Origin of the sequence: Microcystis sp. M113S1 (genome assembly GCF_020246945.1) — a bacterium.
GTDB lineage: Bacteria > Cyanobacteriota > Cyanobacteriia > Cyanobacteriales > Microcystaceae > Microcystis.
The window spans coordinates 1-11,480 of record NZ_JADBSA010000142.1 but is presented as its reverse complement, the minus strand read 5'-3'; the positions used below and the strand labels follow the sequence as shown (position 1 = coordinate 11,480).

Genomic DNA, 11,480 nt, shown 5'->3' with positions numbered 1-11,480 from the left:
TTAGCGTCCAATTGAATATAGATTTCCGTGGAATTAGCAATCGCTAACCGCAAATTCTGCCAGATTCTAAATTATTAGCTTCTTCGTGCCAACAGCGCAAAAGTGGGATAGATATAGTCATTTCAATTAAGATTGAGAATATCAATCCCAGATTTAATAAGGGTTTTGTCGGTCTAGACTGTATCAGACTTATCTGAAATGACTATAGCGGTTCTCCCATCTGTGTGGCACGCTTAAACCTTTGCCGATTAAGCTTTTCAACATCGATAATGTACCTCGTGCGAACAGGAAACGCTATATATTTTTAAAATTACACATTCAATTGTCAATTTTGCTCGGTTAGGACAAGATTAAAATCGGCAATAAACTCCACCCTAATCTTACCCTATAGCGTCCCTAAATAGGGTTTGCTGAATAAAGCTAAAAACCTTGTTGGGTAAGACTTTTAGACCGTTTGTCAATTAAAAAGTCCTGGATATGGCAGTGATCGGGGGGAAATTTAGGCACTTTTTCCCTGCAAATTAGGTAATTGGCCACCTCAAAACTGGTAAAACCCCACACCCCACACCCCACACCCCACACCCTACCCCCAGGAAAAACTTTTTCAGCAAACCCTAAATAGCAGCCTTTTTTGGCTAGGTTACGGCGAATACTTAATTTATCGAGCATTTTAGGTAAATTTAATCTCTCTAAGCGAACTCCTGTTCTCGTCAGCTTGTGTGTAAAGTTTTATGTACGGATTCAACATTGTCTGTTTTTAGCAGTTACAGTGGTAGGCGAGATTACCAGAAGTGTTGAATGTTAAGATTTTGAAGATCATGACCAAGTTATGTATTCGCTCTGATGATACCAAAAAGGACTGCGTATTGACTACATTCTCAATAGTGAATATAATTGAGCATCAGTAAAATACTGGTTTTGTGAAGTTTTATTGCAGGATTCAACACTTCTGAGAAATTACCACACCATCCAGCAAGATTAATGTCGGTCGTAACACCCTGGGTATTTTTGTGGCTAATACAGGCGATCAACCGATTCAAGTGGGTTCCCTTTACAATCCTGTCCATTTTATTACAGGAACCGAATAACTGTCATGACCAAGATTTTGGTAATTTACTATTCTCAGTCAGGCTCGGTTGAGCAGGCAGCTCGATCATTGCTGAGTCCGCTCAAGTCCCTTTCTAATGTTGAGATTACTTGGCAAAATATTAGTCCAAATGTCGATTATGATTATCCTTGGAAATTTTATCAATTTTTTGATGTTTTCCCTGAGTGTATCAATCAAGAAGCCTCAGCAATTAAAACGCCGAACTTTAACCCGAATGAGCGATTTAACTTGGTGGTTTTGGCTTACCAGGTCTGGTATTTAGCTCCCTCATTACCAATCCAGGGATTTTTTCAATCAGAATATGTCAAGGTATTGGAGGATACCAAAATCATTACCTTAATTTGCTGTCGTAATATGTGGCATTCTGCTTCGGAAATGATGAAAAAGATGATTAAAGATGCAGGGGGTATTCACATTGATAATATAGTAATAACTCACCAAGGTTCCCCCCTGGTCACCTTTATTACTACCCCCAGAATGGTGCTAACAGGCAAAAAAGACTCTTTAATGGGAGTGTTACCTCCAGGAGGCTTCCGGGATGAGGAAATTAATTCACTGTCACGTTTTGGGGAAGTAATTGCCAAAAACATTGATAACTTGGGTAATTCTTCTTTACTTAAAAAACTTGAGCCTGTTTCAGTCAATCGACGCTATATCATTCCCGAACAGATTGGACGAATTCTCTATCGACCTTGGGCAAAACTTGCTCGTTTGTTTGGAAAACAGGGAAGTCGGACAAGAGTACCAATTATTCTACTATTTTCCTTGCAGCTTGTCCTCTTAATTCCGGTAGTTTTGTTTGTTTCCGCACTTATTAACTTAATTTTTCGCCCTTGGTTGCAGCCGAAACTGGATAGCTACGTTCAGGTTCTTAAATCTACCGCTAGTGGAGCCTAATGTAGAATAGCTCACATCCTCTTAATTGCTCTTGTTAACACTATCTATTAAGGTGTGAATACCATGTCCTCAGCATACATTAACGGAATCGGTGTCTTTTTACCCAATCAGCCTGTTACCAACGATGAAATCGAAAATGTTTTAGGGATGGTCAATGGTAAACCCTCCCGTTCAAAGAAGCGTATTCTTAACAATAACGGTATCAAAACTCGTTATTACGCTATCGATCCGGTTACAGGGAAACAGACTCATAACAATGCTCAAATAACCGCCGAAGCAATCCGTAATCTTACTGAGAAAGTCAATTTTTCTTTAGAGGAACTTGATTGTCTTGTCTGTGGAACATCAGGCGCAGACCAACTTTTTCCTCATCATGGACTTATGGTTCATGGCGAACTCGGATTTCCCCCTTGCGAAGTCGCCAGTACTGCTGGAGTATGTTGTGCTGGAGTGAGTGCTTTCAAGTATGGCTACATGAATGTCCAGTCGGGGCTAACCAGAAATGCTATTACCACCGGCTCTGAGCTAGTCTCCAATGCACTTCGCAGTGTCTATTTCCAACCAGAAATTGACTCAAAAGTCGCTGCACTTAGTCAGAATCCTACTCTGGGTTTCGAGAAAGACTTTATTCGCTGGATGCTTTCTGATGCTGCTGGTGCAGTATTAATTGAAAATGCTCCTCGTCCCGATGGACTTTCCTTAAAAATCGACTGGATTGATTATATTTCTTATGCCAATGAACTAGGAGCTTGTATGTATATGGGAGCCAAAAAACTTGAAGATGGTTCTTTAAAAGGCTGGCGAGAGGTTGAGAATCCTGATGAAGTTTACCAAGAAAGTTATTTTGCGGTACAACAAGATGTTAAGTTACTAGGGGAAAATGTGATCCCTTATGGAGGGAAGGGACTCTCAATAGTTCGGGCAAAACGTAACCTCGATTCTGATAAAATCAATTGGTTTTTGCCTCACTACTCATCGGAATTTTTCCGGGAGCCAACCCATAACGAAATTGCTAAAGCTGGCGTTCCTATTCCTTATGAAAAGTGGTTTACGAATTTAACCACAAAAGGCAACACTGGCTCAGCATCTATCTTCATCATGTTGGAAGAACTGCTCTATTCAGGCCCACTACAAAAAGGTGAGACAATCTTCTGTCTCGTGCCTGAGAGTTCGCGTTTTTCCTACGCCTACATACACTTGACTGTTGTTTAAACTTTGCAAACACTATCTCTCTCTTCTATCACTTCCAATTAAGGAGTAAGCAATGAAAGAATTTACCATTCCCAAACCGTCAGACCAAATAATTCCCCAAGTTAGCAACTTATTCAAGGCCAGTTTATTTGTTTCTTTGTTGTTGGCATCTTTTTCCACTGCCCAAATAGCTGCTAATCAGCTAGATACTTATTTTTTGGCTTCCCAAAACCCTCTCTATATCGTCTTGAAATGGTCAGCAATCATTATCTTGGCAATTTTTAACTGTATGTTATTAACGGGAATTGGTGTAGTTGCTCACGAAGGGATTCATGGTGTATTGGTAAAAAATCGCTTTGGGAATGAACTATTAGGAGGTCTCTTGTCCTCCTTAGTAATGACACTTCCTTTTTATGCTAACCGCCAGTTTCATTTAACCCACCATCGTTATACGCATCAAATAGGACTAGATCCAGAAGAATCGCTACACAACCACCCTTTTATAATCGCCTTTATTTTTGGTGGTTTTATTGCCCTCTATCAACACTATAAAATTGTCGCCGCTAATCTATCAGGGTTTTGGGCAGGTGATTGGAAGAAGGGGGTACGAGGCTTAAAAGATTTAGGTTTTATTAGCTTTTCCTTAGCTTTCTACTTTTACCTTTTGCCCCTTTTAGGAATGTCTCTTTGGTACACATTTGTCCCCACATTTTTGTTAGTTCCTTTAGTTTATTCATACCGAGCATTATGCGATCATTATGCTTTCGTGCCAGCCATTTCTCCGGCAGAACGAAAAAGCTACAAACTCATTGTCTCAACCGATGAAGAAATCCAAGATACTAAATATGATAAATATCAAGTTGATAGTTGGGTGGTCTTAACAAATCCTTTAATGAATTGGTGGTGGAGTCACATCAATTATCAACAAGTACATCATCGCTATCCTTATCTGTCACACCACTACTTACCTCAAATATATGAAGCTACTAAAGACGAGCAGCCTTATGCTGTAGCCAAAGGTTATTGGCGTTGTTTGTGGTACAATACCAAACTTAAATACTATTCTAAACCGGAAGAAATTGAACCTTTCATCACCCAACCTTCTGTTTAGACAGTATTATTTAGGAGTGACGGGATAACTTCCCTCACTCCTAATTTTCAAAAATTGCTCCTAGCTTCTAGTTCAGAAAAATCTTCACAAATCTCAAATTACCCGAGGTTAACCCATGATGACAACGTATTCAGTTCCCAAGCATAAAGAACAGGTTATCCCTGAAAGAATGAATCTGTTCAAGTCCTTAACCTTATTGGCTCTAATTTTGGGATGTTTTTGGTTAAGCCAGTCGGGAGTAAATATAATTGACAGTCAATTTTCTACTCTTTCCAACGGAAATAATGGATGGCATTTTGCCTTGAAGTGGAGTTGGGTCGTAAGTTTGGCAATAATAAATGCTATTCTCGCCATGGGACTAGGTATATTAGGTCATGAAGCTGCCCATAAAGGATTATTTAATAATCCATTTTGGAATGACTTTTGTGGTGGTATTTTTATCTCCTTCTTGTTAATCCCTTTCTACTCTTTCAAGGAGTTTCATTTAACCCATCATCGTTATACCCATATCCCTGGTAAAGATCCAGAAGAACCAGTTAATAATCACTCAACTTTCTTGGCTTTAACAATTGGACCCCTTATTGGCTTAGGAATTCACTATAAAACTCTGGGAGAATACTTACTAAGTGACTCCCCCAAAATACGCAGTCAAGGCTGGAAAGATGTAGGCTTTATCTCTTGGATACTGATATTTTACTTTTATCTAATTCCTTTAGCCCATCTTTCCCTTGTCTATACAGTTTTTCCTCTGCTAGTATTCCTTCCTTTTGTCTTTATGGTTCGTAATGTTTCCGAACATCATGGAATCCCTGCTCAAAACGCAAACAGTAACAATTCTGAATTAAAAGTTGATAGTTGGATGATTTTAAGTAATCCCATTATGGATTGGCTTTGGAGCAATATCAATTACCATCAAATTCATCATCGCTATCCCTATCTACATTATCCTTATTTACCAGAAGTCTTTACTGCTACTAAGGATAAGCAACCCTATATTGTCATTAATGGATATTTGTCTGCTGTCTTTCGGGCTTTAAGCCAAAAATATTATGGTAGCGATACAGACATTAAAGACAGGGTAAGTGCATCTTAACAATGCTTGACAAAATTAGCTTTATGTGGGTTGCTTACCCAGAAGGCGATTCAGGCATATTTGAGGAGAATTTGCCATCTCAATTGTTAGGCAAAAATCGACCAAATGGGTCGAGTTCGTAACTATTCTGATTGACTTGTATCACTGTAATTAGAGAGGACTAGATAATGAGTAAGGTTAAGGTTCCCAAACATACAGAACAGGTTTTGCCCCAAGTAGAGAACTTGTTAAAGTCTTGGACATTAATTTCCCTTTTAATATTTTCTTTTTTCTTGACTCAAATAAGTATTGAAAACATTGATAAGACATGGGTAAGTAATTCTCTTTACTTATACTTATCCTTGTTCATCAAAGGAATACTAATTCTTGTCTTGGGTACGTTCAATGCTATACTAATTATGGGTCTGGGCATTTTGGGTCATGAAGGTACTCATTGGACACTGTTCAAAAATAGATTTTTAAATGATTTCTGGGGAGGGATTTTGTGGGCATTATCGTTATTGCCTTACTACGATTTTCGAGATTTTCATTTTACTCACCATCGCTATACCCATCATCAAGGGGTAGATCCAGAAGAACCGATGAATAATCACCCTCTCTGGTTTGCCTTAACTTTGGGTCCATTGATGGGATTGATGAATCGTTACAAAATAGTGATCAGCCATCTTTTTAGTCAGTCAGCTAAAGAGCGTGGGGAAGCATGGAAAGATGTGGGCTTCTTAACTTTAGCGATTGTCTTCTACTTTTATCTAATTCCTCTACTAGGAATTTCTATTTGGTTCACTGTCATTCCTACCTTTGTCATTCTGCCCACTGTATTTGCTATTCGCAATATTGGTGAACACCATTCAATTCCTGAACGGGGACAACAAACCTTGACACAAGGAACACAAAAGGTTGATAGCTGGATGGTAATGACTCATCCCTTAATTGATTGGTTATGGAGTCACATCAATTATCATCAAGTACACCATCGTTATCCTCATTTATCTCATCAATATTTGCCCGAAATTTTTGCGGCAACCAAAGCCGAACAACCCTATTTAGTTATTAACGGTTACAGGCAGATTATTCTTCATGCCTTAACTACTGACTATTATGGAAGCCAGGAAAATATTGAACCTTATTTTTTATCTAAATGAAGTTAATATTTTTGACTCAATCAAAAAAAAAGTGGCTATTATGGCTAACAGTTGCCATAGCTGCCGCTATAAGTATGGGAGTAATTTATCGTTTTATGCTGTTAAAAACTGAATCTGAATTAGAGATATCTCATTCTGCAACAGCAACATCCGAACCTGCTAGAGTACCTCCATCTGTTTCGGCTTTAGGTATTTTAGAACCCAAAGGCGAAGTAGTTCTCTTATCTGCCCCTGCTTTTGCGGAAGGAGCTAGAGTGGAACAATTGTTAGTTAAACGAGGAGATAAAGTAAAAATCGGCCAAGTCATCGCCACTCTTGATAGTCGCCCCCGTCTGACAGAAGCAGTACAAAAAGCAGCAGCTCAAGTGCTAGTTGCCGAGGCTAAACTGAGACAGGTTAAGGCTGGGGCTAAACAAGGAGAAATCGAAGCTCAGAAGGCAAGAATTAAAAACTTGCAAGCTGAACTAGAAGGACAGATTCTCGCACAAGAGGCTACCATTGAAAGGTTGAAAGCTGAATTAAAAGGGCAAAAAGCGGCTAAACAAGCAGAAATTGAACGCCTGAGAGCCGAGATGGATAATGCGAAAAATGAATGTAATCGCTATCAACTTCTTTATCAAGATGGTGCGACAAGCTCTTCTCAAAGAGATCAAATCTGTTTGGCTGACAAAACAGCAGTCAAACGAGTTATCGAGGCCGAAGTGAACCTGACAGAAATTATTCTCACCCGTCAAGAACAGATCAATGAAGCCCAAGCCAATCTTAAACGCACCAAGATAACCCTAGCTGAACAGCAAGAAGAAGCCAAAGCAACCTTAGAAGAAATTGCTGAAGTTCGTCCTGTGGATACATCTTTAGCCGAAGCAGAACTGAAGTCGGCACGAGCCTCATTGAAACAGGCTCAGAGCGAACTCGATCTATCCTATGTTAAGTCCCCTCTCACTGGACAAATTCTGGAAATTAGGACTTGGCCGGGAGAATTGATCAGTGATAAGGGCATTGTTGAACTGGGACGAACAGAACAAATGTATGTGAGCGCTGAAGTTTACGAAACTGATATTTATCGCGTAAAACTTGGTCAGAAAGCTACCATTATCAGTCAAGGTTTCCCTGGGCAATTACAAGGAACAGTAGAGGAAATTGGTTTAGCGATTGGCAAAAAGGATATTTTAGGAACAGATCCAGTTGCTGATGTTGATGCGCGGGTAGTTGAGGTTAAGGTTCGCCTTGCTCCAGATTCTAGTCAGAAAGTTGCTAATTTAACGAATTTACAAGTTAAAGTTATTATCAATACTTCCAATAAAAAATAAGATAATGATTTTGAAAATATCTACAGCTTGGTTACAATTAAAGCATGAAAAAATGCGCTTAATGGTTGCAATTGGGGGCATTAGCTTTGCTGTAGTTTTGATCTTTATGCAGTTGGGTCTCAGAGTAGCATTATTTGATAGTGCGGTAGCCCTTTATAGTAAACTAGAAGGAGATATTTTTTTATTAAGTCCTCGTTCAACATCTTTAATTGCGATGGAAAACTTTTCTGAACGCCGCTTATATCAAACACTTGCTTTCCCTGAAGTAAAAAGGGTCATTCCTATCTATTTAGGATTTTCTCAATGGAAAAATCCTCAAACTAGAAACTACTGGCGGAATATTTATATAATTGGCTTTGAATTAGCTAAAAATGTTTTTAATTTAGCTGGTGTCAATAATAATATAGATAAGCTTCAAGAACCAGATGTAGTTCTATTTGATGCCGCATCTCGGCCAGAATTTGGGCCGGTTGTTGAATTATTTAATCAGCAAGGAAAGGTAGAAACTGAAGTTGGCGATCGAGGTCCGAATAATCGTAAAATCACCGTAGTAGGATTGTTTGAGCTAGGAACATCTTTTGGTGCTGATGGTACTTTAATTACCAGTGACTTAAATTTTTTGAGAATCTTTATACAACGACAAAAAGGATTTATTAATCTCGGAATTGTTCAATTACATCCAGGTTATAATCCTGCACAAGTTATTCCTAAGCTCAAGGATTATTTACCGCCAGATATCAGAGTTATGAGCCGCCAAGAATTGATGGAATTTGAAAAAGAATATTGGAATACAACTACTCCGATTGGTTTTGTCTTTGCTTTTGGGGTTATTTTAGGTAGTATTGTTGGCATTATTATTGTTTATCAAATTCTTTATAGTAATGTCTCTGAGCATTTAGCAGAATATGCAACCCTAAAGGCTATGGGTTATCAACATAGATATCTTCTTAAAGTTATTTTTCAAGAAGCTCTGATTTTAGCAGTTCTTGGTTATATACCAGGATTTTTTATCACATTAGGCATGTATCAAACTGCACAACAAGCGACTAATTTACCTATAGAAATGGAAACAAAGAGAGCTTTAATGGTTCTAATTTTAACTGTTATTATCTGTTTTATTTCTGGAGCAATCGCTGTTAGAAAGCTACAGGAAGTAGATCCAGCAGATATATTTTAGATTTTACTTTACTTAATTTTCGGAGCGAACTGATGTCAAAAGAAGTAACTGTAATCATCAATCATTTAAGCCATTTTTATGGTAAAAAATCATTGTGTAAACAAGTTTTGTTTGATATTAATTTAGAAATACAAGCAGGAGAGATTATTATTCTTACTGGGCAATCAGGCTCTGGTAAAACAACTTTAATTTCTTTAATTGGCGGATTAAGGTCGGTACAAGAAGGGAGTTTACAAACTTTAGGACAAGAATTATACCGAGCAAATGAAGAAAAGATGGTCAGAGTAAGACGACAAGTAGGCTATATTTTCCAAGCTCACAATTTGTTAGAATTTATGACAGCCAGAGAAAACGTACAAATGTCTGTCGAACTTCATGACCATCTGACGGATGTACAAGCTAAAGCTAAGGCGAAAATGATGTTAAAAGAAGTCGGTTTAGGACATCGTATTAACTATTATCCGCGTGATCTCTCCGGTGGGCAAAAACAAAGAGTAGCAATTGCTAGAGCGTTGGTGAGTAATCCCAAATTAGTTCTAGCGGATGAACCCACAGCTTCTTTAGATAGTCATACTGGTCGAGAGATAGTTGAACTGATGCAAAGATTAGCAAAAGAACAAGAATGTACAATTCTCTTGGTCACTCATGATAATCGTATTTTAGATATTGCTGATCGTATTCTAGAGATGGAAGATGGAAGACTTAAGATAAAATAACTGTCATAATCTCAATAGAAAGCAGTTTAATAATTTACTTATTTAACCTTAAAAATCATGTCAAACAGTAACAAGTTTCAGCTAGGTTTGTCAACTTTAGAACGAGAAATCATCTTAGACAAGTTATCTATTCAAGGAGAAATACCTACTTGGCTTAATGGAAGCTTATTCCGTAATGGGCCGAGCAAATTTGAAGTAGGTAATCAACAATATCGCCATCTTTTTGATGGTTTGTCCATGATACATAAATTTACCTTTAAAGAAGGACAAGTATCTTATCGTAATCGCTTTTTACGGAGCGAAACTTATCGAAAAAATCTAGAAGCAGGCAGAATTTGTGTAGATGAATTTGCTACTTCCGTAAATCGCTCAATTTGGCAGAATGTTGGCTCACTTTTAAATCTAAATATCAGTGATAATGCCAACTTAAATATAACTGAAATCGCTGGGCATTTTCTAGCGATTACTGGTAGTCATAATCTACTAAAATTTGACCCATATACCTTAGAGACACTAGGAGAATTTGACTATACAGATAAGTTGCCAGGCTTATTAACAACAGGACACCCGCGGCGAGATTTCGAGAAACAAGAAATAATTAATCTGACCACAGATATTTCTCAAAGCAGTACCTATAATATTTATCGGCTTCCTTTTGGAGAAACCACAAGACAACTAATTACCTCAATTCCTGTTACTGAACCAGCTTATATACAAAGCTTTGCTTTGACTGAAAATTATATAATTTTGCCAGAATTTCCTTTACTAACGAATCCAATGAATTTGATTACACAAAAGCTAAAGGGAAAACCCTTTATTGAGAATTTTACCTGGAAATCTGAAAAACCGACTCGGTTCCTAGTTGTCAACAGAAAAGAAGGAAAATTAAGTGGTATTTATGAGGCAGAAGCTTGTTTCGCCTTTAATCAGGTTAATGCTTTCGAGAATCAAGATGAAATAATTATTGATATCTGCGCTTATCCGAGCTATGCAATTGATGACTATTATTTAAGTAATCTCAGAAATACACAAGGATGTAAACTATCTAAACCAGAATTAAGACGTTATAAACTAGCTTTATCATCCCAATCGGTTAGCTCTGAATTGTTATCTAAAGAATTTTTAGAATTCCCTCGAATCAATTCAAAACAATGCCAGACTAAAGAATATCAATTTGTTTATGGTATTGGATTCGCCCAGGAGCAACCTAATGACTTTTTTAATCAACTCTTAAAAATTGATATTATCAGGCAAAAAATATCTAGATGGTATGAAGAAGGCTGTTATCCAGGTGAACCTATTTTTGTTCCTGAACCAAATAGCGAACAAGAAGATGAAGGGATTATTCTTTCTGTGGTTTTAGATGGAAACCAAGGCAATTCCTTTTTGTTAATATTGGATGGTCATTCTTTTGTCGAAATAGCCAGAACTAAAATTCCTCATCACATTCCTTTCGGGTTTCATGGTCAATACTTTCCCTCGACGGTACTACCGCACGTGGGGTAAGCACTCAGGGCAATCGCATCTCGGTAATAGTGAAAACCTCGTGGATGCGGTGAGTAAGATTCCTTCAGGCATCTGTCCTAACCAACTCGCTCTCTGCTATATAGGGTCTGCTGAATAAATCTAAAAACCTTGTTGGGTAAGACTTTTAGACTTTTTGTCAATCAAAAAGTACCAGGCATGGGAGTGATCAGGGGGAAAATTCAGGTACTTTTTCCCTGAAAATTAGGTA

General features: G+C 37.9%; 10 protein-coding genes and 1 pseudogene. 10 read left to right on the top strand and 1 reads right to left on the bottom strand.

What is annotated here, in order from left to right:
• Positions 1–109: pseudogene (locus tag IM319_RS07305) on the bottom strand (AAA-like domain-containing protein); the annotation flags it as partial.
• A gap of 847 nt (positions 110–956) precedes the next feature.
• Between IM319_RS07305 and IM319_RS07300 the strand changes: the two are divergent.
• From IM319_RS07300 to IM319_RS07255, 10 genes are all read left to right on the top strand, one after another.
• Positions 957–1,088 (top strand): urease subunit beta, encoded by a 132-nt coding sequence (locus IM319_RS07300; RefSeq protein ID WP_353857184.1) that lies wholly within the window; start codon positions 957–959, stop codon positions 1,086–1,088.
• 5 nt (positions 1,089–1,093) lie between these two features.
• Positions 1,094–2,005: a hypothetical protein gene (locus IM319_RS07295; RefSeq protein ID WP_024970478.1), complete on the top strand. Its 912-nt coding sequence runs from the start codon at positions 1,094–1,096 to the stop codon at positions 2,003–2,005.
• A gap of 63 nt (positions 2,006–2,068) precedes the next feature.
• Entirely contained in the window at positions 2,069–3,217 is a 1,149-nt protein-coding gene (locus tag IM319_RS07290) for a beta-ketoacyl-ACP synthase III (RefSeq protein WP_287735143.1), read from the top strand.
• Positions 3,218–3,269: 52 nt separating this feature from the next.
• Complete coding sequence (locus IM319_RS07285) at positions 3,270–4,307, top strand: fatty acid desaturase family protein (protein ID WP_024970476.1); 1,038 nt, start codon at positions 3,270–3,272, stop codon at positions 4,305–4,307.
• 115 nt (positions 4,308–4,422) lie between these two features.
• Entirely contained in the window at positions 4,423–5,400 is a 978-nt protein-coding gene (locus IM319_RS07280; RefSeq protein WP_024970475.1) for a fatty acid desaturase family protein, read from the top strand.
• Between the two features lie 167 nt (positions 5,401–5,567).
• Positions 5,568–6,542, top strand: a complete 975-nt coding sequence (locus IM319_RS07275) for a fatty acid desaturase family protein (protein WP_287735142.1) — start codon at positions 5,568–5,570, stop codon at positions 6,540–6,542.
• An 11-nt stretch (positions 6,543–6,553) separates the two neighbouring features.
• A complete protein-coding gene (locus tag IM319_RS07270; protein ID WP_287735141.1) occupies positions 6,554–7,852 on the top strand; it encodes an ABC exporter membrane fusion protein in 1,299 nt (432 codons plus the stop codon).
• Between the two features lie 4 nt (positions 7,853–7,856).
• A complete protein-coding gene (gene devC / locus IM319_RS07265; RefSeq protein WP_200868386.1) occupies positions 7,857–9,029 on the top strand; it encodes an ABC transporter permease DevC in 1,173 nt (390 codons plus the stop codon).
• 32 nt (positions 9,030–9,061) lie between these two features.
• The gene (locus IM319_RS07260) at positions 9,062–9,745 is read left to right on the top strand and encodes a DevA family ABC transporter ATP-binding protein (protein ID WP_287735140.1); all 684 of its coding nucleotides are present in this window, start codon (positions 9,062–9,064) and stop codon (positions 9,743–9,745) included.
• Positions 9,746–9,802: 57 nt separating this feature from the next.
• Positions 9,803–11,251, top strand: coding sequence for a carotenoid oxygenase family protein (locus IM319_RS07255; protein ID WP_024970470.1), 1,449 nt, complete (start codon positions 9,803–9,805; stop codon positions 11,249–11,251).
• Positions 11,252–11,480: the final 229 nt, after the last annotated feature.